We start from the raw sequence: 23882 nt of genomic DNA, 5'->3' as shown, positions 1-23882 counted from the left end.
ACAACATTAAACTTGCGCTCTGCGCTGCTTAAATTTTGGTAATAATAAATAGATCAGAAAGCTGATCACCGCTCCACCACACATCACGGCTGTCATCGGTACTTGTGTACCATTGTGAAAATGACTCACCAAAGCAGAAGAACCTGCGCCCAAAGCCATCTGTATACATCCTAACAAAGCAGAAGCACTACCAGCTAAGCGATCAAATGGTGCTAAAGCCATAGCAGAGGTATTCGGGAAAATAAATCCTTGTGCGCAAAGAAACAAACAGATTAATGCCAACAGCGTGATCAAGTTAAGCATTCCCGTCAGGGCAAAAATGACCAATAAAACACCGGCTGCAGCCTGAAAGTAACTCGCTTTTTTGGAAATCTCTTCGCTCGTCAATCTATTTAACAAAACCCGATTCAATTGCGTGGCAATGATGAGGCAGGAAGCTACCATCGCGAATGCAATACCGTACTGTGATTCGGTAAGTCCATGCAATGATTGAAGTACAAATGGTGATCCCGAAAGATAGGCATATAATCCACTTGCTGCAAAACCACCTACCATGGCATATAGCAAAAAAACAGGTGTTTTGAATACCGACCAATATCCAGTTAAGATCGCTTTGGGATATAACGACATCCCCCGATTACCCTTGTAAGATTCCGGCAAAACAAAAATGACGGCTAACAAAATTAATGTCGCTAAACCTGTTAGAATCAGGAAGATAATATGCCAATCAAAATGCGCTAAAACAAAGGCACCAACACTTGGAGCAATAATTGGAGAAATACCAATCACCAACATCAGCATACTGAAAACTTTCGCGCCTTCACGAGGATCGAAATAGTCGCGAACCATCGCTCTCGAAGCAACCATACCAGAGCAGCTTCCTAAAGCTTGCAAGAAGCGAAACACAATCAAATGATCAGCATCTTCTGTGAAAGCACACATAATAGAAGCAAGTATGTAAATTCCGAGGCCGACAAAAAGTGGTTTTTTACGTCCGAATTTATCCAATAGTGGTCCGTAGATGATCTGACCGATAGCGATTCCCACAAAGAAAGCAGTCAGGGATAATTGTATCTTTTCGATTGGTGAATCGAAATCTGCCGCTATCGTATCAAAAGCCGGCAAATACATGTCGATGGAAAACGGCCCAATAGCAGAAAGCAAACCAAGGATGAGCAATATGGCAAAACGTCTTGATTTGGAAAGAGAATTAAAATTCATATAGTTGTTGCGTGTTGAAAAAGAGAAAATTAAAAAGCCCTTCTTTGTGATCGAAGGGCTTCTATTTTTAGCGAGTTACCGGTGTGGTTTTTCGCAGTAATAAGTATAACCCGACGAGTATAAAAGGAATACTCAGAATCTGACCCATGTTGAGCGCCATTCCTTGCTCGAATGCGACCTGATCGATCTTGAAATGCTCTAAAGTCAGTCGTGCTCCAAACAAAAGGATCAATAACGTTCCGAACAATTTTCCTGGTTTCGGATTCTGATTTTTCTGATACAGATACCACATGATCCCGAAGGAGATCAGGTACGCAATGGCTTCGTAAAGCTGAGCAGGATGTCTTGGTATATTATCTATTTGCTGAAAGATGATTGCCCAAGGTAAGTCCGTCGGGTGACCAAGTATTTCCGAGTTGAAGAAGTTGCCTAAGCGGATGAAAAAACAAGCGATCGGCACGACTAAGACTAAACGATCGGTGATCCAGATAAAATTCATCTGGGTATTGCGAGCGAATAACCACAATGCGGTTATTATCCCGATAGCGCCACCGTGGCTAGCCAATCCCGTGAAACCAGTCATCTGCCATTGACCATTGACCTGCTGAAATGGGATGAAAATCTCCAAAAGGTGATCTTTATAATAGGCAAAGTCGTAAAAGAGGCAATGGCCAAGGCGAGCTCCTAGTAACGTACCGAGAAAAATATAGATCGTGAGCTTATCCAATAACTCTTGCGATTTGCCTTCTCGATTAAACACTTTTAACATGAAAAAATACGAAGAAGCAAAGGCTAATAGCCAGCATAGCGAGTAGTACCGTAAGCCGAAAGATCCTATCGTAAATATTTCGGGTTCGATATTCCAAACGATGTGTGCTAGGGAAGTTGTCATGCGGTCAAATTATGGCGTAAAGATAAGGTTTACTGGGTTAGTTTTTGTCATATCTATTTGAAATACTTATTTTGCGTAGCACAAATTAAGCATTATGAGTAAAAAGAGTTCTAAAGAGCATAAACACGTAGAAGTGGTCAATAAGCAATCATTGGCCTTTTTCGAAAGCTATATAAACAATCCTTCACCTACCGGTTTTGAATGGCAAGGGCAGCGCCTTTGGTTAGATTACCTGAAGCCTTATGTAGATGATACCTATGTTGATAATTACGGTACTGCGGTTGGGATCATTAATCCAGATGCACCTTATAAAGTCGTGATCGAAGCGCATTCGGACGAGATCTCCTGGTTTGTCAATTATATTACTTCCGATGGATTGATTTATGTGATTCGCAATGGTGGATCCGATCATCAGATCGCACCTTCTAAAAGAGTGAATATCCATACAGACAATGGTATTGTGAAAGCCGTATTCGGCTGGCCGGCCATTCATACGCGCTCGGGCGAGAAAGAGGATGCGCCAAGCTTGAAAAATATATTTTTGGACTGCGGTTGTACTTCCAAAGACGAAGTGGAAGCGTTGGGCATTCACGTCGGTAGCGTCGTGACGTACGAAGACGAGTTTATGGTGCTCAACGATCGTTACTATGTAGGGCGTGCGTTGGATAATCGGGCCGGTGGTCTAATGATTGCCGAAGTTGCGCGTTTATTGAAAGAGAATAAGAAGAAATTACCTTTTGGATTGTACATCGTAAATTCGGTGCAAGAAGAGATCGGACTGAAAGGGGCGGAAATGATTGCCGATTACATCAAACCGAATGTAGCCATCGTGACCGATGTCACGCACGATACGACAACGCCCATGATTAATAAAATCACGCAAGGTGAGTTGGCTTGTGGTAAGGGTCCTGTCGTTTCTTATGCACCTGCAGTACAGATCAATCTGAATAAAATGCTGATTGAAGTCGCAAAAGAGCATAATATACCATTCCAACGGCAAGCATCGTCTCGCTTTACTGGTACAGATACCGATGCTTTTGCTTATTCTAATGGTGGCGTGCCTTCGGCATTGATTTCTTTGCCTTTGCGCTATATGCACACCACCGTCGAGATGATTCACAAGGAAGATGTGGATAACGTGATTCGTTTGATTTACGAAATGGTGCTTGCTATTCAGCCTGATCAAGATTTTCGTACTTTCACCAAATAATTGTAGACAGCCAATATGAGTAATAATCCAAATAACCCGAACCCAGAAGGGCAGGAGATCAATATCGAACTGACGGAAGAAATAGCGGAAGGTATCTATTCTAATCTTGCAATTATCACACATTCGAATACGGAATTTGTAGTCGATTTTGTGCGAATCATGCCGGGGGTGCCCAAAGCAAAAGTGAAATCACGCATCGTGCTTACGCCGGAGCATGCCAAACGGTTGTTGTCGGCATTACAAGATAATGTGAATCGCTTCGAAGCACAAAATGGGAAGATCGATCCTAGAGAGGTGCCCATTCCACTCAATTTTGGTGGCCCAACTGGGCAAGCTTAAAAGTTGATAATCGTTTGCAAGCGGCCTACAGATAGGCCGCTTGCTTTTTGTAGATAAAAGACGTCTATTAGCGCGCAAACAATCTTTTCCATGGCCTGTTACTACAGTGCAATACAGATTTTATAATGGATATTAATTTAAGAACCTTGACCAAGAAGGATTATAAAGACCTTCGTGAGTCTATGATCCAAGCTTATGACGGCCATGCTGGAGATGTATGGACACGTGCGCATATCGACGATTTGGTGGATATGTTTCCAGAAGGACAAATTTGCGTAGAAGTCGACAAAAAGGTGGTGGCTTGTGCGCTGTCTATCATTATCAACACCAAAAAGACTAACGTGTATGAGAAGTATTATGAAATCATAGACGATGGTAAATTTTCAAAGCACGATAATGAAGGCGATACCTTATATGGTATCGAAGTTTTTGTGCATTCCGAATATCGCTCGTTACGTTTAGGGCGAAGATTGTACGATGCGCGCAAAGAGTTGTGTGAGGAGATGAATCTCAAAAGTATTGTAGCGGGAGGTCGTATTCCAAACTATCATACCTATGCCGATACGATGAGTCCGAGGATGTATATTGAGCGCGTGAAAAGAAAAGAGATTTACGATCCGACCTTGACTTTTCAGCTGTCTAACGATTTTCATGTCAAGAAAATTCTGAAGCATTACTTGCCAGAAGATGCGGAATCTATGCAATTTGCAACACTGCTGGAGTGGAATAACATCTATTATGAACCGGATGCAAAATCTAGTTCTGCTTCCAAACAGACCATCCGTTTAGGATTGGTGCAATGGCAAATGCGTTTGTTCAAAGATATCAATGAATTTTTCGATCAAGTCGAGTTCTTTGTGGATGCGGTGAGTGACTATGGTGCTGACTTTGCGTTGTTCCCAGAGTTTTTTAATACGCCGTTGATGAGCTCGTACAACGACATGCCCGAGCGGATGGCGATGGAGAAGCTGGCTGAGCTGACGAAAGAGACGGTCGCTAAAATTCAGGAATTCGCGGTGTCTTATAATGTAAATATCATCGCGGGATCTATGCCGGTCGTAGAACGCGGTAAGTTGTACAATGCCACGTTCCTCTGTCATCGTAACGGGCAATTAGATACTTACAAGAAGATACATATCACACCTAACGAATCCAAGTATTATGGCATGGTCGGTGGCAATGAGGTGAAGGTATTTGATACGGATTGCGGTAAAGTTGGCTTGCTGATCTGCTATGATGTAGAATTTCCGGAATTAGGTCGAATCCTTGCTGATCAAGGATTACAAATCCTTTTTGTACCATTTATGACCGATACGCAGAATGGTTATATGCGCGTACGTGCCTGTGCGCAAGCACGCGCCATTGAAAACGAATGTTATGTGGCTATTGCTGGCTCCGTGGGCAACTTGCCGCGCGTGAGTAATATGGATATTCAATATTCGCAGTCGGCGGTGTTTACACCATCTGATTTTGCTTTTCCAAATAATGCCATCAAGGCCGAAGCTACGCCAAACACCGAGATGGTGCTGATCGCGGATGTCGATTTATATGCTTTGCGCGATTTACATGAATATGGTACGGTCAAGATTTTGAAAGATCGCCGTAAAGATCTCTACGAGGTTAATCTATTGAAGTAAGATGAGCTAAGGTTGCCATGAATTAGGGAATTCTATGTTTATTATTATCTTTAAATAAACATATCTACTCATTCATGGCAACCATTACGCAAGAAGTAGCAATAAAAGATGCACGGTTCTTTTCTCCGATAGGTTTTTATCCTGAGGAACAGTTGTTGGGAAATGAATTTTACGTGGATGTTTCTGTTTCTTTTCCTTTTGCTAACCCCAATGCAGAGCGTTTAGAAAATACTATTAATTACGAAGAGCTTTATCAAATCATGGTGGAGGTAATGGCTCCAAAGCGAGAGCTACTTGAGTCTGCCGCCGAAGATATTCTCAATCGCTTACTCGAACGATACGCCACGCTAGCGCAAATATCGGTACATATCAGAAAGCAAAATCCTCCTTTTGGAGGCGATGTGTCGCAGTCCGTAGTAGGCTTAACCTACCAGCGCTAAAATGCTTGGAATTTCGTAAATCTGGCTATTATTTCCGTAAATAAGACATTATGGCATTTTAATTCGCTTTAAGATGTTAAAAAGTCATAAATTATATCTGTTTTTCACGATGGTACAGCAATTGTAAATCGTTCCATAAATAAATTAAAATTTAAAATTGGAGGATATATCATGGCTTTAGTAAAATTTCCAACGCGTAGCGTAAACACCGATGCAGTAAACCCATTTGTCAACAACGTGTTTGATAGCTTATTTACAGATTCGTTTATCAGCGATCGTCTGGTAACCCGTGTACCAGCGGTAAATATTGTGGAAACGGATGCTGCATTTGAATTAGAGTTAGCAGCTCCCGGCTTGAAAAAAGAAGACTTCACGATTAACGTGGATAAAAATCTCATCACCATTACTGCTGAAAAGAAAACTGCTTCAGAAAATGGCGATAAGAGCTACAGTAAACGCGAGTTCAATTATAACTCGTTTAGTCGCTCATTTACCCTTCCGGATGTGGTGAACTATAACAATATCGATGCAAATTATGTAGATGGTGTGTTATTGGTCAAAATTGGGAAGAAAGAAGATGCAATCGTGACTAAAAGAAGTATTGAGGTAATGTAGTTTTTGTATTTTATGATTATTGTTGGAGCTCTCCGGTTTGGAGAGCTCTTTTTTGTTTAAAGGTTGGTGTTTTGTTTATTTCTGCGATATTTTTTTATAAAATCTATTTTTAAATCAAATATTTTCAATAAAATGTTTGAAATAATATTTTTTTGTTGTTTTTTTGGATAGTTATTTAATATTTCAACAAAAAATTATGAGTTTATCTGGAAAAAGATCTTTCATACCTATAATACTAATGGGTATAGTTGTTATTTTAGCATTTTTCAATCCTGGAATTCCAGATATTTCAAAAGTATATGAATATAACGGAGCGGATGTAGCTTGGATGCTTGCTTCAGCAGCCTTGGTGTTGATTATGACGCCCGGCTTAGCCTATTTCTACGGTGGTATGGTCAAAAAGAAGAATGTGATCTCCACGATGTTACAAAGTTTTATCTGTATGGCCATCGTCGCTGTTTTATGGGTGGTTTTTGGCTTCTCACTCGTCTTTGGTGAGTCAGTAGGAGGTTTCATCGGTAATCCGATGACCTATTTTATGTTTGAAGGCGTGGTCGACGGAGAACCTTGGGGAGGTGCTCCGACGATTCCCTTTGTTTTATTTGCGATGTATCAGTTGAAGTTTGCGATTATTACGCCCGCTCTGATTACAGGTGCATTTGCAGAGCGTATCAAATTCACATCTTACGTGCTTTTCGTCTGCCTTTTCTTCGTCTTTATTTATGCGCCGTTAGCGCATGCCACTTGGCATCCAGATGGTATTTTGTTTAATATGGGCGTTTTGGATTTTGCTGGAGGTACAGTTGTGCATATGTCAGCTGGTTTGACCGCTTTGGCATCCGCGATTTACTTAAAACACGGCAAAGATTTCCATACACATCCACATGTGCCTGCTCGCATTACCTACGTATTGATGGGAACAGGAATGCTTTGGTTTGGTTGGATTGGTTTTAACGGTGGGTCTGCTTTTGGTGCTTCGGCTTTGGCCGCCACAGCACTAGCTACAACATCTACCGCTTCGGGTGCTGCCGCCCTTACTTACTTGTTTTTCGATGCCGCCAAAGGAATCAAACCTTCGGCTACCGGAGTCTGTATCGGTGTCGTAGTCGGATTGGTTGCGATCACGCCAGCGGCTGGTTTCGTCACGGTGCCTCATTCATTGATTATCGGAGCAGTAGCCGCGATCATCAGTCGTTTGTGTATCGAGTGGAGAACAAAATCTAAGCTAGATGATACGTTAGATGTATTTCCAAGTCACGGCGTGGGTGGCATGGTAGGTATGTTGCTTACCGGCGTATTTGCGCATAGCGCAATTAATGAAGCGGTAGAAACTAACGGACTTTTCTTCGGTGAAACTGGATTGTTTACAGCACATGTGATTGGTTTGCTCGGCGCAACAGTCTTTACCTTGATTATGGCTTTTATATTATTAAAGGTAACGGATCTTGTGACGCCACTTCGTGTGACCGACGAAGAAGAAGAACTTGGTCTCGACTTTTCTCAGCACGGTGAGAAGTTGTAAGATTTCTAATTGTTTCTATTATACTACACTACCCTCTATTAGAAACTTGTCTCGGTTCTCGGGACAAGTTTTTTTATTTATTCAGTAGCTGATATGCTTGTGCAATCAGTTGATGGAAATTGGAGGCTGGATTAGAACGACTCAAATTGTCTATTTGATGCCCCAGCCGCACAATGATCAAATCATCTGCTGGAATGGTGATGACGTATTGGCCAAGATGTCCATCCATGTAGAAAAAAGGCTTTTGATCGAAAGTGCCCATCCACCAACCATAGCCATATTCTGGTGAATCTGCAAAGCGCGGTTTTAGCGAGGCTTGCACGTAGGCGCTATCTAACAATTGTTGTCCATTCCATTTTCCATTATCCCGATACAGTTTACCGAATCGAGCAAAATCCAACGCATTACTGGCAATGCAACAGTACGCTTTTTCAATACCATTGGCTTCGCTGTCTACTTGCCACAAAGCATCATGCTCTGCTTGCATCGGCTGCCAAAAATAAGTGGATAATAATTCGCTTAAGCTCTGTCCTGTTGCGCGCTGTATAGCGATGCCCAACAGTTGCGTGTCGCCACTTTGGTAGATAAATGCTGTTCCAGGCTTTTTATAGATCGGCAAGTCGGTAATGACTTTTTGGATGTTTGAATCAAAGTATAATTGGGTGGTTACGGAGAATGGACTGTAATAATCTTCTTCCCAGCGCATGCCCGAGCTCATGCTGACTAAATCTTTGAACGTGAGTTCCGAGGAAAATTCTCCGGTGATCTCGGGAACAAAATCTATGATTTTTTGATCTAGACTTTGGATTTTCCCTTCGGAAATTGCCTTTCCGAGGATGGCGGCCACAACACTTTTGGCCATGGAGAAAGAGTTAGATTTTGAATCGGAGGAATAGCCATCAAAATAGGCATCGAGCAACACACTGTCGCGCTGAATAATGACGTACGCAACCGATTGGATGTTTTCATGAAACTGACGCAAAGAATCGGGTAATTCAAGCTGATTTTCTGGGCGAGCTTGTGGCCAAGCTTGGCCAGTTCCGTGTTCGATTATATGGTTGTCAAAATGTGTATAATCGGATAAATAAGCTGTTTTATGTCCGTGTAAATAGGTGACATATGCCCCTTTAACGATATATCCATATCCAAAGATATACATCCCTGCGATGATGATCGCAATAAGGCCGATCAAGCCAGCAAGCAATTTCCAAATGATACGCATCGGTTTCCGTTTTAAGTTTACATCTTCTTAGCTTCTTTCCAGTACACATCCATTTCTTCTAGGCTCATGTCTTGCAGTTGGCGACCAGATTCTAACGTCCGCTTTTCTACATGCGTGAAGCGCTTAATGAACTTTTTATTCGTGCGTTCTAGCGCATTTTCAGGATTAATGCCCAGATGACGCGCATAGTTGATTAGCGAAAAGAGCACATCGCCAAATTCGGCTTCGGCACGATCGGTATCGATCGTAGTATGTGTATTAAGGTCGAATTCTGCCTTGAATTCCGCGATTTCTTCTTCCACTTTCTTCCATACTTCGGCCGGATCTTTCCAATCAAAACCGACGCCACGCACTTTGTCTTGGATTCGGTAGGCTTTTACCAAAGCGGGAAGTCCTTTTGGTACGCCGGAAAGTACGGATTGATTGCCCTCTTTCAGTTTCAACTTTTCCCAATTCTGCTTGACATCGTTCTCATTTTCTACTTGCACATCACTATAGATGTGTGGATGTCGAGAGATCAATTTATCACATACGCCATTAAGTACATCGACGATATCAAATGCTTTTTGCTCTTCCGCGATGCGCGCATAAAATACCAAATGCATCATCAAGTCGCCCAATTCTTTCTTTACTTCAGGCAGATCAGCCTCCAAAATAGCATCGCCCAGTTCGTACATTTCTTCGATAGTGAGCAGGCGAAGGCTTTCCATGGTTTGCTTTCTATCCCACGGGCAAGCTTCGCGCAGCGTATTTAACACAGTGAGTAATCGATCGAAAGCCGCAGTTGGAGTAGGTACTGCCGGTGGAATTGGGTAAGCCATAGTAAATAGTTTGTCGTAATTCAAAGCAAGTTAAAAAATGCTAGCCTTAAAAACACATTTTTATTTGAGTTGTTAGTTCTTAAAGAATAGGAGATAATAGACTTATGAAAACGAGACATAATTACGAATCAGCTTCCGTAGCAATCGAGAAGTTGAAGCAAGAGGGATACGAGGTAGATTACAATATTGAATTTGATGAATTGCATGCCACCGCGCAAGATTATAAGATTGATCAAATTTACCGCTACGAGGGCGATACTGATCCTGGCGACGAATCACATGTATACGGTATCCAAAACGTAAAAACGGGTTCAAAGGGAATATTTGTGGCTGGAGATATTTCGGTCATTGAGGGCAAAAAAAGAGATATTATCTTGGAGCTCGATCTCCGTGCGCGGCACGATGAGCAAAAAGATTAGTACGTTGTACTAGCATATACGTAAAAAAAGGTCGACTGCATGCGCTGTCGACCTTTTTCTATTTTAATGATCAGACTATTGTACGCCCATCTCTTTCAAGATGAAGTGTGCATTATCTATTTTGTCTGCCACCCACAGTACGAAGCGGATATCGACACCGATGGATCTGCTATAGCTCTCATTCCAAGCGAAATCATTGATCGTTGCATCGTAGGCACGATCGAAATTGACGCCGATCAATTCGCCATGCGCATTCATAATTGGTGATCCTGAATTGCCACCTGTCGTATCCATATTATACAAGATGTTTACAGGTACATCATTCATATCTTTCTTCAAATAGCTGCCAAAGTCTTTTGCCAACCAAGCTTCTTTGATCTTGTGTGGATAACCAAATTCTGGAAGTCCAGAATTTCCTTTTTCCAACAAACCTTTGACGCTGGTAAAAGGATGCATATAGGTAGCATCTGCTGGACTGTAACCTTTAATATTGCCAAACGTGAGACGCAAGGTCGAGTTGGCATCGGGTACAAAGTTTTTGTCCATAAACTGTTCACGTACCGCTACATAATCACCCATTAGCTTGTTCAACGCACCTTCGCGGCGTTTTTGCTCGGCAGTGAATTGCGCATATTCTTTTGCCAAATCGCGGTGCAAGGTCAATACATCGTCTTTATATCCCAAAATACTGGCTGGTGAAGCTATGATTTGACGGAAGGATGCCTCGTTATTCAATTTGCTGCTGCCCAGTAATTGTGCAATCCATGCACCAGTCGTATCCCCTTTAGCAAGAGCGGTATTTTGTAAGAATTTCAAAGAATTCGCACCTTGCATTTTTGCGCCTTCTGCGAATAGGTGAGCGGCAATTTGTTGATCCACACCCAAATGATACGCCTCGAATAGTTCGGGAATCCGTTTACTAAAGTTGGCGATATTTTGATCATACAGCGCTTGTTGTGCTTTTGGCGAAGTTTGCTGCGCCAAAGCATCTTGAAAAGATTGAAAGTAGCTGACGATATCAAAGGTCTTCACACCGTGATATACATTATTCATCCAAAGCTCTTTAGGTGCATCTGCAAACACCATATTGTAGTGTTGTTCGATGTCATTCATCAAGGTGCCGTAAGCAGATTTTAACTCCGGTTTGCTGTCAATAAATTTGGCTAGAGCCGCATCATCATCCATTTTACTTTGAATGAGATTGGTGTTGCGCAGGCCTTTCAGCTTGCCGCGGTAGTTCTTCAACACGTTCGCGTTACGTTTGATACGCGTAGCCAAAGCCAATTCTACGGCTTTATCACGTTTACCGGCAGCCTCCATGCGTTGATTTTCAAAATCATACAAATCGGAAGTGTACGGCAATAAGAATTTCTCTTGATACTCGATGTATTGTGCTGGTCTGTGACGGAAAGTGCGACCTGGATAACCCAAGATGAATACAAAATCATTTTCTTCTACGCCATTTGGATTGACCTTCAAATGTTTCTTTGGTTCGTAGGGCACATTGTCTTTCGAGTAAGGTGCAGCTGAGCCATCTTTAGCTACATAGGCGCGCAAGAAAGAATAATCACCGGTGTGGCGTGGCCATACCCAGTTATCTGTTTCGAAGCCAAATTCGCCTATATTTTGTCGAGGTACGTATACCAATCGTACATCTTCAATGGTTTTGTATTTAAACAAGACATAGCTCTTTCCGATAAACATCTCAGACACTTCGGCTTTGATGGTTGGATCGGCTTGCTCTGCTTGCTTCGCCAATTCGCTTCGCTTTTGATTGATCACTTCGATGCGTTGTAGCGGATCGCTGATATTTTTTACAGCCTCAAGAACTTGTTTGGATACATCTTCGTATGAATCGGTGATGCGAATGGTCAGTCCCTTTGCTTCGATCTCTTGCTCTTGTTGCTGTGCAACAAAACCATTTTCTAAATAGTTGTGTTGCGGTGTGCTGGCCAATTGAACAGCGCTGAAAGCACAGTGGTGATTGGTGATGATAAGGCCTTTGCCAGAGACAAAAGAACCTGAACATCCGCCTACGCGTACCAAGGCATCGACCAAGCCAATGCTTCCGGGGTTGTAAATATCTTTTTCTGAAATTTTTAATCCCGCTTTCTTAAGTCCTGCGCGATTAAGATCGCTGAGCGGGAACATGCCTTCGTCGGGAACGGTTGCGGCAAATTGAAAAGCGCTGGCGCCGAGCAGCAGAGCCGTCAATAATACTTTGTGTGAAATCATAAACTTGTAACCTTGTGTTGTTGGATCTCAAAATTACAAAAACTTTCTGTAGTAGCAGATTGTCTCCAACTAACGTTTTTTTACTTAAAGAGAAATATTTTAAGTGTAAAATGTTTACCTTAGTATAGTTTAAATTTATATTATGACACTGGTTCAATTAGAATACGTTATAGCTGTAGACACTTATCGGAGTTTTGTTGCTGCCGCTGAAAAGTGTTTTGTGACGCAACCTACACTGAGTATGCAGATACAGAAATTGGAAGAAAATCTTGGGGCAAAAATATTTGATCGCAGCCGGCAGCCCGTCGTGCCGACTGAGATCGGTGAGCGCGTTATTAGGCAAGCACGTATTGTGCTGACAGAAAGTAAGAAGATTGGCGATATTTTACAGGAAGCATCAGGTCAGCTGGCGGGAGAATTTCGTATTGGCGTCATTCCAACGGTAGCGCCTTATTTGCTGCCACCGGTGATTGCTTCTTTTGCCAAGAAATATCCAAAGTTGAAGATACAAATCTGGGAATATACGACTGAAAAGATCGTTCAGGAGCTTAAAAACGGTACATTGGATTGTGGTATCTTATCGACACCGTTGCAAGATTCGGCTATCGCTGAATTGCCGCTCTACTATGAAACCTTTGTGGCTTACGTATCTGCCGAAAGTAAATTGTATGGAAAAAAATTGCTCCAGACTAATGAAATTGCTGATGATAATCTTTGGTTACTCAATGAAGGGCATTGTATGCGTGGGCAGGTGTTGAATATTTGCAAATACAGACAAAGTCAATCCGCGAATGCCACTTTCGACTACAATACAGGTAGTGTAGAAACCCTAAAACGCATGGTGGACATTAATGGCGGCATCACCATTTTACCCGAATTAACCATTCTGGATTACGGCGAAGATGAGTTACAACATGTGCGCTATTTTAAATCTCCAGAACCTGTTCGTGAAATCAGTATCGTGATGACTAAAAATTTCAGTAAGCAAAAAGCCATTGAAGCACTGAAACAAGAAATATGGCGTGCCGTGCCCGAGCGATTTAGATCCAAGCGACGTATGGATGTGCTCGGCTTCCGGCATTAATTGTTCTATTTAATCGCGTAGTGAAAGCAGTTTGCTAACGTACTTTCCAATAATGTCAAATTCGATGTTGACGACGTTGCCCACAGCAATATGCGCGAAGTTTGTATGTTCTTTGGTATAAGGAATAATGGCTACCGAAAAACGATTGGTGCGCGAATTGACAACCGTGAGGCTGATGCCATCCACTGTGATAGAACCTTTTTCTACGGTGATATTGTTCAACGAAGCGTCGTACTCAAAGGTGAGGAGTGTGCTTCCACCTTGATCTTCGATATCTACGCAAACCGCAGTTTGGTCTACATGTCCTTGTACGATATGACCGTCCAATCGTCCGCCAGCAACCGTACAGCGTTCCAAATTAACCACATCGTTTTCTTTTAAATTCCCCAAGCTGGATTTCAACAAAGTTTCTTGGATCGCGGTCACCCGGTGCGTCTGCTGATCCTGAGCCACTACCGTCAAGCAAACTCCATTGTGAGAGATACTTTGGTCGATCTTTAAATCCTTGCTGATGTCTGATTGTACGGTGAAATGTATATTTTGATCTTCCTTTTCGATTTTCAAAATCGTACCTAAGCCTTCGATGATTCCTGTAAACATGACGTTATTTTATACAAAGCTATTCATTTTTAACAGAAGAAGGAATGATTTGGCGTCATAAAAAATGTGTGTATCATGGTGCCATCCTTTAAAATTCTTGCTATATGATACCTTAACTCAGCGCTACAAACATTTTAGATGTCTCATTCGTTTTCTTTGAAAATAATCTATCACTATGCGCGCAATCTGGACAGGGGCAATCGGTTTTGGACTGGTAAACATTCCCATCAAAATATTTAGTGCTATTCAAGAAAGTCAGCTGGATTTGGATATGTTGGATCGGAAAGATCTATCCAATATTCGATATAAACGCGTCAACGACAAGACGGGCAAAGAGGTTGCCTGGAAAAATATCGTAAAGGGATATTTGCTGAAGGATAAATATGTGGTGATTGAAGAAGCTGATTTTGAGGAGGCATTACCCGAAAAAAACAAGATGATTAATTTGCAGACTTTCGTCAAGGAGCGCGACATTGATACCATATACTTTGATACGCCGTATTACTTGGAGCCACAGAAAGGAGGGGAAAAAGCCTATTCCCTTTTGTATAAATCGTTGGAAAAAACGGGTCACGTCGGCTTAAGTACTTTCGTCATGCGTACGACAGAAAACTTGGCTATTGTACGGCCTTATGATGGGATGTTACTCTTAAACAAATTGCGTTTCGAAGAAGAAATTCGCGCCACGTCCGATCTTAAAATTCCGAGTACCCGTATCGCCAAGACAGAGATGGATATGGCTACTAAGTTGATTAAGCAGAACAGCTCGGATTTTGATATATCAGGTTTTCGCAACGAGTATAGCAAGGAATTGCTAAAAATCATCAAGAAGAAGGCACAAGGAAAGCGTGCTAGTATTCGCAAAATTAACGTCGAAAAGGAGAATACCAAAGCTTCTGAATTGTTGGCAAAATTGAAAGCGAGTCTGGCTTAAAAGGAAGCAATAGCTTTCTTTAAGTTAGCTTTATGCTCAAAGATATCTTTCCAGGGATCTTGTTGCGATTCTATTCTGGTCAATACAGCACTCATGGAAAACTGCGCTATGCTCAAGTCATCGTTTACCTCGTCCCATGCCAAAGGTGTCGAAACGGTAGCGCCAGGTTTAGGACGTACGGAATAGGGCGCTACAATGGTTTGCGCACGTTTATTCTGCATAAAGTCCAGATATATTTTCTTTTTTCTTTTAGATGGTGACCGTTCTACGCTGGTATTGTCTGGATGTTGTTCGTGCACCAATTCGGCTACCATTTCCATAAAATCACGGACAACATCAAAACTATATTGCTCGGCCACATATATATAAATGTGCAATCCTGTAGATCCCGATGTTTTGATAAAGTTGGGTACGCCAGCTTGATCTAATATCGCGTGTGCCGTATTGGCTACGGCTACGACTGCTGTGAAATCTGCACCATTAGGATCTAGATCCAATACGGCAAAAACAGGTTTTGTTTTCTGGCGATACGTGGCCAACCAAGGATTGATCTCGATAGATCCCATATTAGCAATCCATAATAAGGTTGGCAGATCATTGCATATCAGGTAATTTACCGTATTGCCAGTAGATTCGGATTCTAGCGCTACGGTTTTTAACCAGTTTGGCCCGGTATTCTTGTCCACATCTTTTTGAAAAAAACCCTTTTGTTGGATGCCATTGGGAAAGCGATTCATCGAAATGGGTTTATCTTTCAGGTAGGGCAACATCAGCTCGCCGACTTGCTCATAGTAATGCAATAGATCACCTTTTGTGATACCGTCATCAGGCCAATATATTTTCTTTTGATTGGATAAGGTTAGTTTCTTTCTGCCAAAAGACAGTTCGCGCTCATTGACCACTTCTACTAATGGTAGGACTTTGGTGATATCTTGAATCTTCTTATCGTGACGTAGAGCTTTAAATACGGGATGTCGAAGATGATTTTCCGTTGTCCACTCACTAAATGTAACTTCCGCTATTAGTTTGGGTTTTACCCAAGTTACTTTATTCTCGTTGGCCACAGCGACCGATGCTGCAAAGGGTTTTTTCGTAGTTTTAATCTTGCTCAGTTGCACGCTCAATTCTTTCAACTGTACATCCGTGAAGCCAGTTCCTACATTTCCAATGTATTGATATTGCTTTTCTTGCATGACCGCTAAGACCAATGCTCCAAATCCCACGCGACTGCCAGCAGCTGCGGTGAATCCGACAATGATGGCTTCCTGGGATTGCAACAGCTTCAATTTGCGCCAAGCATCGGATCGTTTGTTAGATAGATAGGTGCTGTCGCTCATTTTGGCGACGACACCTTCCCAGTTCTTTTTCTGCGCCATTTTTAATGCTTCCTTTTCATCCGAAGTTTGCATACTTTCTACCAAACGCACATTAGGAATTTTAACCTTTTTCATCCAACGTTCCAGCAAATCACGGCGTTCTACCAGCGGATATTCTCGTAGATCATTGCCATCCAGCATTAATAGATCGAATACATAATACACCAATTGATACTTGGCAGGCAGAGGTTCTCCGTGCTGCAACAGCTGAAAGCGCGAATTTCCTTTGGCGTCTTCTGCCACGATTTCTCCATCCAATATGAGTGAGCGTTCATCGGTTTTTAGCGCATTCGCTAATGAGGGAAACTGTTTGTTGAAGCTTTTCCCATTGCGGGAGCGTAGCTGAACATCTTTTTTCGATAGATGCGCGATTGCACGAAATCCATCTAGTTTTTGCTCAAAAATCCAATCGTCATCTTCGGTGGTGGCGGTCGCCAAAACGGCGAGCATTGGTTCGAATGCGAATGAATTGGTTGTGGTGGGATTTACTACTTTTTTGGTCGAATTAGCAGTTTGTTCGCGAAAACGTGTTCCAGCGGCTTTATCCGCTGCGCTGACTTCGTCTTCTGCATCATATGCTTGCTCCACAGCATATTTGTCGTTATGTTTCAGCAGAAGCCAGGCATTATCATCCTGAGCATGTTTCATACGTACCAAGGCAAATTCGCCCTTTAACTTTTTGCCATGAAGTACAATTTTTAGGCTACCACTATCTAGCTCAGCCAACAGCTCTTTTTCCCCGTGCGACTTTTCCAAAGGGGTATAATAACCTTCGTCGAAAATGGTGACCGTTCCAAAACCATAGCTTCCTTTGGGTATCTCGCCTTCAAATGTACGATAACTCAACGGATGGTCTTCGACCATTACTGCCAAACGTTTATCAGTTGAATGGAGGGAAGGTCCTTTGGGAATAGCCCAACTTTTCAAGACGCCATCCATTTCCAACCGGAAATCATAATGCAATCGTGAGGCATGATGCCGCTGCACCACGAAGCGCAATTTTTTCGCAGAACGTTTCGTTGTCTCATCGCCCTTTGGCTCTTTTGTTTTGTCGAAATCGCGTTTCTGCTGATATGTATTGAGCTTCGCCATATCCAGAAAACGTTTGGCCGATGGATTGGTTTGCTATGGATTCTATTCCGCCGCAAGAGGTAGTACGTGTACGATGATTTTGTGGTCTTTAAAGAATTTATCCACTTATTTTTCAATATATTTTTTGCGTTATCTATGTCGTTTTCGCATCTTCGCTTACACTGGAAAGCATGGAAGAAACGGTAGTACATCAAGATAAAACATTTACAGGAGTCGATTATTCAGAGAAGAAATTGAGGAATCGAGAATTTGTGAACTGCACCTTTGTGAGTTGCAATTTTAATAAAAGTGACTTGATGGGCAATGCTTTCGAAGACTGTACATTCCAACTATGTGATCTTACGATGGCGCTGATCGATGGTGTCGGTTTTAGAAATGCGGAATTCATCGCTTGCAAGATGCTGGGTCTGGATTTTACCCGCTGCAATATGTTTGCCTTTTCATTTTCTTTTACCGACTGCTATCTAGATTATAGCAATTTCTTCGGTACGAAGTTGCGGAAAACCATTTTTACCAACTGTAAGCTCAAGGAGGTAGAATTTACCGAAGCCGACCTGACTAGTTCATCATTTCAAAACTGTGATCTTTCCGCGACTCGTTTTTCCAATACCAATCTAGAAAAAGTAGATTTTAGTACGGCAGTCAACTTTGCGATAGATCCCGATCGTAATAAAATGAAGAAAGCGAAATTCTCTGCTATGAACTTAAGTGGTCTGCTATTGAAATACAATCTAGATATCGATTATAACAATCATTAAGCTGAGTCATCTGAACGCCTCACTTATTTTCCTGTTTTTCTTGACCGTAGTTTGGTATAAATGCTATATTTACAACACATTATAAACTAAACGCCCCGTTCCAGTAGATCGATTTTTCCTGATATGAGCTTAGCTATGTCAATTATTAGCTCAAAAAGATAAATCGTTATAGCAAGTCATAATATTGATTTGTCTAGAGTGGGACGATGATATAAACTTAGGCACTCAAGTGCCGCTAACTATAAATTCTACACTATGAAACGCAGCAATTTCTTGCAGGCTCTGGGTATTGGGGCTTTATCGACCACGCTAGGGCAGAGCTCCTATGGTCAATCACTGATGGAACGTCTAGCCGATCGCCCAGCCGACGACTTATCCCATCACACCATTCAGCGGATACGATTTTCGAATGTGAGGTTACAATACCCAAGGTTGGTCGGTAAAAATGCCCGATTGGATCTACATGGCTATGGCCCGCGTGTTGAGATTTGTATGATCGATACCAATCAAGGCGCGATGGGTTGGGGCTCGCTGCGCGGAAGCCGGCGTGATGCGGAAAACCTCAGTACACAATTAGTCGGCAAGAAGGTGTCTGACTTGTTTAAGCCAGAGTTGGGCATTACCACCCCAAGTCATATTGCCTTCGATTTTGCGTTGCATGATCTCGCCGGCGTCATTCTCAACAAACCCGTTTATGCACTGTTGGGACAATCGGAGCCAATCATTACGGATTGCTATAGCGGTATGATTTACTTTGATGATCTGGAGCCATCGCATCAACCGGGTGGTATTGAGAAGATTTTGGAAGAGTGTAAGTATGATTACCATCTGGGTTATCGGCAGTTTAAGTTGAAGATTGGTCGTGGTCACCGTTGGATGCCATTCGAACAAGGGCTGAAGCGCGATATAGAAGTCACCAAAGCAGTTGCCAGCGCATTTCCAGATTGTGGAATCTTGGTGGATGGCAACAATGGGTTCTCGGTTGAGGAATTTATTCAATACCTAGAAGGAATTGCTGGCGTCAAGTTATTTTGGATTGAAGAGCCTTTCCACGAAACGGTACCAGAGTATGAGAAGCTAAGAGCTTACCTAAAAGGACAAGGACTAAATCCTTTGCTCGCTGATGGCGAAGCCGATGCCGATCAACAATTCTTAAACACCTTGATTGAGAAGAAATTGCTGGATGTACACCTCACCGATATTGAAGAGTTGGGATTTACCAATTGGCGCAAATTGATTCCGGAATTAAAGAAAACCAATACGTCGGCTTCACCACACGCCTGGGGATCATTGTTGAAATCATACTACACCGCTCATCTGGCTGGTGGTCTGGGTAATGTCGTGACTATTGAAGGCGTATCGAGTACGTCTGAAGATGTGGATCTGTCTGGTTATCAATTGAAAGATGGAAAATTGATACCTCCAGCATTGCCTGGCTTTGGGATGCGATTGTTGAAGGAAGTGTAATGATCTACCTTCTTTGTCTGTTCGTGAGCGTTATTTGATTAAAAACGTGTTCATGTCCAGACTAAATTATACCTTTCTTGAAAGGTCACAATAGAAAACGCACTGTAATGGTGCGTTTTTAATGTATCTAGCTCTGATAGTCGTACACGTTGACAAATCTACGCTCATGTAGTGACCCGTAATCATGATTTGAAAGTCATCAATCAAGTTTATGGCGCGCAACAAAAACGATCATGCAACCTCCAAATCTCCAACCCCTTTTCGTTAAAATCATCCTAAAAACGATAAAAGTCACTATATGCCATATCAAAGAAAATATCAAAACCATGTCGACGGGACAAATACGGGACATTTACTACTAATTATATTTTAATTACAAATAAGACTGTATTTTTGCTGCCTTTATAGCGTCATTAGGTAATTATCACAGGAGAGATTTTTTAAAGATTATAGTTTTGGGAAGTATGCTATTATCATCGACCAATGATGCAAAGTCCGTACGAGTTAGTACATAAAACGACAAACAATATGACTGAAAAACTTATTGAAGATTATCTTATAAATCATGAGGTTGCACGTAACTTAGAAGAGCATCATATTCAAATGCTTCGGAGCGTGTTTATGAGTTTTGCGGTTCAGCATAATGAAGATCATTTATATAATATCTCAGCATTATTTGCCTATTGTAATCAAGAGCTCACGAGTTATGAGTGGCCAGAACCCGCTATTGCACGAATCGCGAACAGGGCGCTGGAATTGTATTTTGAGCGATCACAAAATAGTGTAAGTGTGGAAGAAGCTTAGACATAGAGGTTCCCATATTTCAAGCAACTTGACAGTAGTTGAGTTAATCGCATCAGTCTGCTGATTCAATATTCAAATACTGCACCCAATAGCAACTTTACTAATTCCATAGCGGTCTTTGCTGTTTTCGGGTTTTAGATTTATTATAATTGTGACAAGTTTGAGAAAAATCAAACTTAAACATTATGATAAAGCTCATCTACACCATCCTCAGTTTTATTGTCGCGCTCAGCACAGTATATGCACAAAAAGGCATTGACTTTAATTACAATTACGCCGCAGGAGGAAGATTGAATATGCAGGTTGATAGTGCTGCCAAGAACGTGTACTATGCTAATATTTTTCCAAATCAACCCAACACTTACTTTAATTTCCTGCCAGATGTCAATGCTGTAAATATTGAAATTTACTTTAAGAAAACAGAGACTGTACAGAATTACCGTTACACCATCTTGGTCGATGACAAGCCATTAATAGTCAATAAATCGATTGACATGGCGCAGCTTAAAGAAGGCAGTAGAGGTGATGAAGAAATATTTGACTTTATGTCATTGGGTGTATTCCCTATTAAAAATCAAACCATTACCATACTCACCTATGATATCCAAAGACCTGCCAATATCTACAAAAATGTGTTTTACGGGAAACCAATTCCGAAAGCTAAGATCAAACTCCTTACAAAACAGTCAAAAAATGATAATGGCTATCATGCTGACTTCATAGATTTAGGAAAGGACAAGACCACCTTTACTTTTACGAAGAATGATTCCCAGTTAACGATTGTAAGAGAACGGTCAGATATTGACTATGCATACGGCATTTCTGTAAAAGATAAACATAGTGATAAAATTATCTTTGAATCTTCTGCGTGGCTCTATTTGGGTTATATGGACGAAGATGGTCAGCATTTACCTAACGTAAACCTTGATAAAAGCATTTTCAAAAAATCAGGCGATTATGAGATCATCATTCAGCCATCGATAGACTGGAAAAATTGTCTAGATTGTAATATGACCCCAGCAGATATTGAAAAATATACGGCCAGACATACACTCGCTATTACTTTAGATCAGGAGATCTACAGTCAGAAGGAATTGTTAACGTACACCTTCCTGGTAATTCTAATTCTTGGTTTCCTATTTTTAATGGTGCTTACTATCATAAAAAGAAGAAATAGAAAGGTGCTGGAAGAAAAAGAACAACAAAAGAATACTGTTAAGTTGCAACTCAGTACCATACGTTCGCAATTGAATCCGCATTTTCTATTCAATGCATTGGCTGGTATTCAAAATCTCATGAACAAAAATGAGATAGATCATGCTAATCAATACTTGGCGAAATTTGCCCGACTAACCCGTAATGTGCTCAATGATCGCGAACGGATTACCTTGGCACAAGAAAAAGCATTGCTCGACGATTACTTGCAGATGGAGCAGTTGCGGTTTGGCTTCCAATACGACATCAAAGTTGCTGATGAGGTCGATCTTGCCAATATTGAAATTCCCAGTATGCTGCTACAGCCTTTCGTAGAGAATGCCGTGAAGCATGGTATAGCGCAAAAAGGCGCTGATGGCATGATCACGATTGAGTTTTTACGGCGCAACAATGATTTACTATTCACCATCACCGATAATGGACATGGCTTCGATACCCAACAGAAAAGTGATGGCTTGGGGCTGCTGTTGAGCCAACGCAGGGTAGCACTATTAAATAGTATTTATAAAGAAAATCAAGTTATCTTAGATATCCGCTCGACTACCAGCGGAACCGTAGTTAGCATGACCTTAACCGATTGGCTTTAGCATAATGAGAGCAGTATTAATTGATGACGAAATTTCTAATCTGGAAAACCTGCGGACTTTACTCGAAAAGCGTTGCCCGCAGATGAGCATCGTTGCGACAGCGCAAACGGTATCCACTGCTATTGAGGTGGTGCAGAGATATGCCCCCGATCTGTTGTTTCTAGATATTCAGCTCGGCGATAAGACGGGATTTGATGTATTGCAACAGCTGCCTGCCCGCGATTTCGAAGTCATCTTCGTGACTGCTTACGACCATTATGCCATACGAGCGGTCAAATGTGCTGCCTTAGATTATTTGTTGAAGCCAATCGATATCGAAGAATTGGTGCAGGCGGTCGATAAAGCAGGAGCGAAGCTCGCGACGCAAAAACAGACCGCGCAACTTGATTTTTTTCTACAGCAATTGCAAAAACCAGATACTAGCCTAAGCAAAATTGCATTGCAAATGCAGCAAGAGATACGCTATGTCAGCTTGTCCGACATTGTTCGTTGTGAAGCAGACAATACCTATACGCAGTTTTTCCTATCCAATGGTGAGCAGATCATGGTGTCCAAATCGCTCAAAGAATATGCGGATATGCTCTCTCCGAATGGTTTTCTGAGAACGCACCAAAGTCACCTCATCAACCCACAATTCGTGAAAAGCTGGCTGAAAGAAGATGGTGGTGTGTTACTTTTACTATCCGGCCAGAAAATTCCAATTTCTAAACCAAATAAAGATACTGTGAAAAAAGCTTTGAGAGGGGTGTGTTGATTAGCTTTCGCTGCTTGATGAAAATGGATGAATAAATTTTTGAGTTATGAAGTTAGCTTGTTTATTAATTACAATGATACTTTTAAGTGCTTGTAACACCGAAGAGAAAGAAATTTTAATCTATTTTTCAAATGGTTTTTTTGATGATGGTCCGAATACATGGCCAGATTTTGGGAGCTATGAGGAATTAGTGCCAGCAACAATAAGGAGTCTAAAGGATGTTACTGTAACGCCTGAAAAATTTGATTCGATAGAAAAAGTCATTTCTTCCAGTTTAACAGACAATTCATCTCTTGGAGTCGCGAAGAATTCTTTAGATGGCTATTCTGAAAATATATTTATTATCGTAGAAAATCGGAATAGTGTTTATTTCAATAGTAATGATGATTTTTTTAACGCACGAGGGCAATATTTGTATAATAACGCTCAGCTAGCTTCTGTGATAAAATCGCTGATAAATTATAACTATCATTTTAAAGCCTACGACGCTATTGATGATGTGTTGTATTCAAAGGTGAAACTTAAAGCAAGTGATAAGTTCTAGACATAAGGAAAGTGTATAGCTAATAATTCACTCTTATTTTATGTAAAAAGTATCGATTGCACATCTGTTATATAGAACTTTAATAATATCGCTA

22 protein-coding genes are annotated in these 23882 nt (G+C 41.5%); 15 read left to right on the top strand and 7 right to left on the bottom strand.

The features are described from left to right. Positions 1-6: 6 nt before the first annotated feature. Positions 7-1221, bottom strand: a complete 1215-nt coding sequence (locus GKO22_RS09680) for a multidrug effflux MFS transporter (protein ID WP_166334522.1) — start codon at positions 1219-1221, stop codon at positions 7-9. Positions 1222-1288: 67 nt separating this feature from the next. Beyond that, positions 1289-2113 (bottom strand): prolipoprotein diacylglyceryl transferase, encoded by an 825-nt coding sequence (lgt, locus tag GKO22_RS09675; protein ID WP_166334520.1) that lies wholly within the window; start codon positions 2111-2113, stop codon positions 1289-1291. A gap of 94 nt (positions 2114-2207) precedes the next feature. Here lgt and GKO22_RS09670 point away from each other — a divergent pair, with 94 nt between their 5' ends. The 6 genes from GKO22_RS09670 to GKO22_RS09645 all read left to right on the top strand — a co-directional run bounded on the left by GKO22_RS09670 (position 2208) and on the right by GKO22_RS09645 (position 7876). Then, positions 2208-3323 carry a M42 family metallopeptidase gene (locus tag GKO22_RS09670; protein ID WP_166334518.1) on the top strand — a complete coding sequence of 372 codons (1116 nt, stop codon included), beginning with the start codon at positions 2208-2210 and terminating at the stop codon, positions 3321-3323. A 15-nt stretch (positions 3324-3338) separates the two neighbouring features. Continuing rightward, positions 3339-3662 carry a DUF3467 domain-containing protein gene (locus tag GKO22_RS09665; protein ID WP_166334516.1) on the top strand — a complete coding sequence of 108 codons (324 nt, stop codon included), beginning with the start codon at positions 3339-3341 and terminating at the stop codon, positions 3660-3662. A gap of 125 nt (positions 3663-3787) precedes the next feature. After that, positions 3788-5299, top strand: coding sequence for a carbon-nitrogen hydrolase family protein (locus GKO22_RS09660; protein WP_166334514.1), 1512 nt, complete (start codon positions 3788-3790; stop codon positions 5297-5299). 74 nt (positions 5300-5373) lie between these two features. Next, a complete protein-coding gene (folB, locus tag GKO22_RS09655) occupies positions 5374-5739 on the top strand; it encodes a dihydroneopterin aldolase (protein ID WP_166334512.1) in 366 nt (121 codons plus the stop codon). Positions 5740-5910: 171 nt separating this feature from the next. After that, on the top strand, positions 5911-6354 hold the full coding sequence (locus GKO22_RS09650; RefSeq protein ID WP_166334510.1) for an Hsp20/alpha crystallin family protein: 444 nt from the start codon (positions 5911-5913) through the stop codon (positions 6352-6354). Positions 6355-6592: 238 nt separating this feature from the next. Further along, positions 6593-7876, top strand: a complete 1284-nt coding sequence (locus tag GKO22_RS09645) for an ammonium transporter (protein WP_240920240.1) — start codon at positions 6593-6595, stop codon at positions 7874-7876. Between the two features lie 73 nt (positions 7877-7949). Here GKO22_RS09645 and GKO22_RS09640 read toward each other — a convergent pair whose 3' ends face one another. Then, positions 7950-9098 (bottom strand): serine hydrolase domain-containing protein, encoded by a 1149-nt coding sequence (locus GKO22_RS09640; RefSeq protein WP_166334507.1) that lies wholly within the window; start codon positions 9096-9098, stop codon positions 7950-7952. A 17-nt stretch (positions 9099-9115) separates the two neighbouring features. After that, entirely contained in the window at positions 9116-9919 is an 804-nt protein-coding gene (gene mazG / locus GKO22_RS09635) for a nucleoside triphosphate pyrophosphohydrolase (RefSeq protein WP_166334505.1), read from the bottom strand. A 104-nt stretch (positions 9920-10023) separates the two neighbouring features. Between mazG and GKO22_RS09630 the strand changes: the two genes are divergently transcribed. Next, positions 10024-10338, top strand: a complete 315-nt coding sequence (locus GKO22_RS09630) for a hypothetical protein (RefSeq protein WP_166334503.1) — start codon at positions 10024-10026, stop codon at positions 10336-10338. 75 nt (positions 10339-10413) lie between these two features. On the opposite strand, the gene GKO22_RS09625 is transcribed toward GKO22_RS09630, so the two are convergent. Beyond that, a complete protein-coding gene (locus GKO22_RS09625) occupies positions 10414-12573 on the bottom strand; it encodes a S46 family peptidase (protein ID WP_166334501.1) in 2160 nt (719 codons plus the stop codon). A 142-nt stretch (positions 12574-12715) separates the two neighbouring features. Between GKO22_RS09625 and GKO22_RS09620 the strand changes: the two genes are divergently transcribed. Beyond that, positions 12716-13657, top strand: a complete 942-nt coding sequence (locus tag GKO22_RS09620) for a hydrogen peroxide-inducible genes activator (protein ID WP_166334499.1) — start codon at positions 12716-12718, stop codon at positions 13655-13657. A 9-nt stretch (positions 13658-13666) separates the two neighbouring features. On the opposite strand, the gene GKO22_RS09615 is transcribed toward GKO22_RS09620, so the two are convergent. After that, on the bottom strand, positions 13667-14257 hold the full coding sequence (locus GKO22_RS09615; RefSeq protein ID WP_166334497.1) for a riboflavin synthase: 591 nt from the start codon (positions 14255-14257) through the stop codon (positions 13667-13669). A gap of 175 nt (positions 14258-14432) precedes the next feature. On the opposite strand from GKO22_RS09615, the gene ku reads away from it, so the two are divergent. Next, positions 14433-15191 carry a non-homologous end joining protein Ku gene (gene ku, locus GKO22_RS09610; RefSeq protein WP_166334495.1) on the top strand — a complete coding sequence of 253 codons (759 nt, stop codon included), beginning with the start codon at positions 14433-14435 and terminating at the stop codon, positions 15189-15191. Here the strand turns inward: ku and ligD are convergent. Continuing rightward, entirely contained in the window at positions 15188-17659 is a 2472-nt protein-coding gene (gene ligD / locus GKO22_RS09605) for a DNA ligase D (RefSeq protein ID WP_166334493.1), read from the bottom strand. The two genes, ku and ligD, sit on opposite strands and share 4 nt — an antisense overlap. A gap of 170 nt (positions 17660-17829) precedes the next feature. Here ligD and GKO22_RS09600 point away from each other — a divergent pair, with 170 nt between their 5' ends. From GKO22_RS09600 to GKO22_RS09575, 6 genes are all read left to right on the top strand, one after another. Then, positions 17830-18417: a pentapeptide repeat-containing protein gene (locus GKO22_RS09600; RefSeq protein ID WP_166334491.1), complete on the top strand. Its 588-nt coding sequence runs from the start codon at positions 17830-17832 to the stop codon at positions 18415-18417. Positions 18418-18672: 255 nt separating this feature from the next. Then, the gene (locus GKO22_RS09595; protein WP_166334489.1) at positions 18673-19884 is read left to right on the top strand and encodes an enolase C-terminal domain-like protein; all 1212 of its coding nucleotides are present in this window, start codon (positions 18673-18675) and stop codon (positions 19882-19884) included. Positions 19885-20412: 528 nt separating this feature from the next. Then, a complete protein-coding gene (locus GKO22_RS09590) occupies positions 20413-20688 on the top strand; it encodes a hypothetical protein (protein WP_166334487.1) in 276 nt (91 codons plus the stop codon). Positions 20689-20873: 185 nt separating this feature from the next. Further along, positions 20874-22490, top strand: a complete 1617-nt coding sequence (locus tag GKO22_RS09585; protein WP_166334486.1) for a sensor histidine kinase — start codon at positions 20874-20876, stop codon at positions 22488-22490. 4 nt (positions 22491-22494) lie between these two features. Then, a complete protein-coding gene (locus GKO22_RS09580; RefSeq protein ID WP_166334484.1) occupies positions 22495-23244 on the top strand; it encodes a LytR/AlgR family response regulator transcription factor in 750 nt (249 codons plus the stop codon). A gap of 46 nt (positions 23245-23290) precedes the next feature. After that, on the top strand, positions 23291-23788 hold the full coding sequence (locus tag GKO22_RS09575; protein ID WP_166334482.1) for a hypothetical protein: 498 nt from the start codon (positions 23291-23293) through the stop codon (positions 23786-23788). Positions 23789-23882: the final 94 nt, after the last annotated feature.

The sequence above is a fragment of the Sphingobacterium chungjuense genome (assembly GCF_011316935.1).
GTDB classification, from domain to species: domain Bacteria; phylum Bacteroidota; class Bacteroidia; order Sphingobacteriales; family Sphingobacteriaceae; genus Sphingobacterium; species Sphingobacterium chungjuense.
This window is presented reverse-complemented; position numbering and strand designations above follow the sequence as displayed.

Bases quoted from the DNA above. Each gene is read 5' to 3' on its own strand.
- GKO22_RS09680 (WP_166334522.1), bottom strand. From the start codon at position 1,221: ATGAATTTTAATTCTCTTTCCAAATCAAGACGTTTTGCCATATTGCTC.
- lgt (WP_166334520.1), bottom strand. From the start codon at position 2,113: ATGACAACTTCCCTAGCACACATCGTTTGGAATATCGAACCCGAAATA.
- GKO22_RS09670 (WP_166334518.1), top strand. From the start codon at position 2,208: ATGAGTAAAAAGAGTTCTAAAGAGCATAAACACGTAGAAGTGGTCAAT.
- GKO22_RS09665 (WP_166334516.1), top strand. From the start codon at position 3,339: ATGAGTAATAATCCAAATAACCCGAACCCAGAAGGGCAGGAGATCAAT.
- GKO22_RS09660 (WP_166334514.1), top strand. From the start codon at position 3,788: ATGGATATTAATTTAAGAACCTTGACCAAGAAGGATTATAAAGACCTT.
- folB (WP_166334512.1), top strand. From the start codon at position 5,374: ATGGCAACCATTACGCAAGAAGTAGCAATAAAAGATGCACGGTTCTTT.
- GKO22_RS09650 (WP_166334510.1), top strand. From the start codon at position 5,911: ATGGCTTTAGTAAAATTTCCAACGCGTAGCGTAAACACCGATGCAGTA.
- GKO22_RS09645 (WP_240920240.1), top strand. From the start codon at position 6,593: ATGGGTATAGTTGTTATTTTAGCATTTTTCAATCCTGGAATTCCAGAT.
- GKO22_RS09640 (WP_166334507.1), bottom strand. From the start codon at position 9,098: ATGCGTATCATTTGGAAATTGCTTGCTGGCTTGATCGGCCTTATTGCG.
- mazG (WP_166334505.1), bottom strand. From the start codon at position 9,919: ATGGCTTACCCAATTCCACCGGCAGTACCTACTCCAACTGCGGCTTTC.
- GKO22_RS09630 (WP_166334503.1), top strand. From the start codon at position 10,024: ATGAAAACGAGACATAATTACGAATCAGCTTCCGTAGCAATCGAGAAG.
- GKO22_RS09625 (WP_166334501.1), bottom strand. From the start codon at position 12,573: ATGATTTCACACAAAGTATTATTGACGGCTCTGCTGCTCGGCGCCAGC.
- GKO22_RS09620 (WP_166334499.1), top strand. From the start codon at position 12,716: ATGACACTGGTTCAATTAGAATACGTTATAGCTGTAGACACTTATCGG.
- GKO22_RS09615 (WP_166334497.1), bottom strand. From the start codon at position 14,257: ATGTTTACAGGAATCATCGAAGGCTTAGGTACGATTTTGAAAATCGAA.
- ku (WP_166334495.1), top strand. From the start codon at position 14,433: ATGCGCGCAATCTGGACAGGGGCAATCGGTTTTGGACTGGTAAACATT.
- ligD (WP_166334493.1), bottom strand. From the start codon at position 17,659: ATGGCGAAGCTCAATACATATCAGCAGAAACGCGATTTCGACAAAACA.
- GKO22_RS09600 (WP_166334491.1), top strand. From the start codon at position 17,830: ATGGAAGAAACGGTAGTACATCAAGATAAAACATTTACAGGAGTCGAT.
- GKO22_RS09595 (WP_166334489.1), top strand. From the start codon at position 18,673: ATGAAACGCAGCAATTTCTTGCAGGCTCTGGGTATTGGGGCTTTATCG.
- GKO22_RS09590 (WP_166334487.1), top strand. From the start codon at position 20,413: ATGACTGAAAAACTTATTGAAGATTATCTTATAAATCATGAGGTTGCA.
- GKO22_RS09585 (WP_166334486.1), top strand. From the start codon at position 20,874: ATGATAAAGCTCATCTACACCATCCTCAGTTTTATTGTCGCGCTCAGC.
- GKO22_RS09580 (WP_166334484.1), top strand. From the start codon at position 22,495: ATGAGAGCAGTATTAATTGATGACGAAATTTCTAATCTGGAAAACCTG.
- GKO22_RS09575 (WP_166334482.1), top strand. From the start codon at position 23,291: ATGAAGTTAGCTTGTTTATTAATTACAATGATACTTTTAAGTGCTTGT.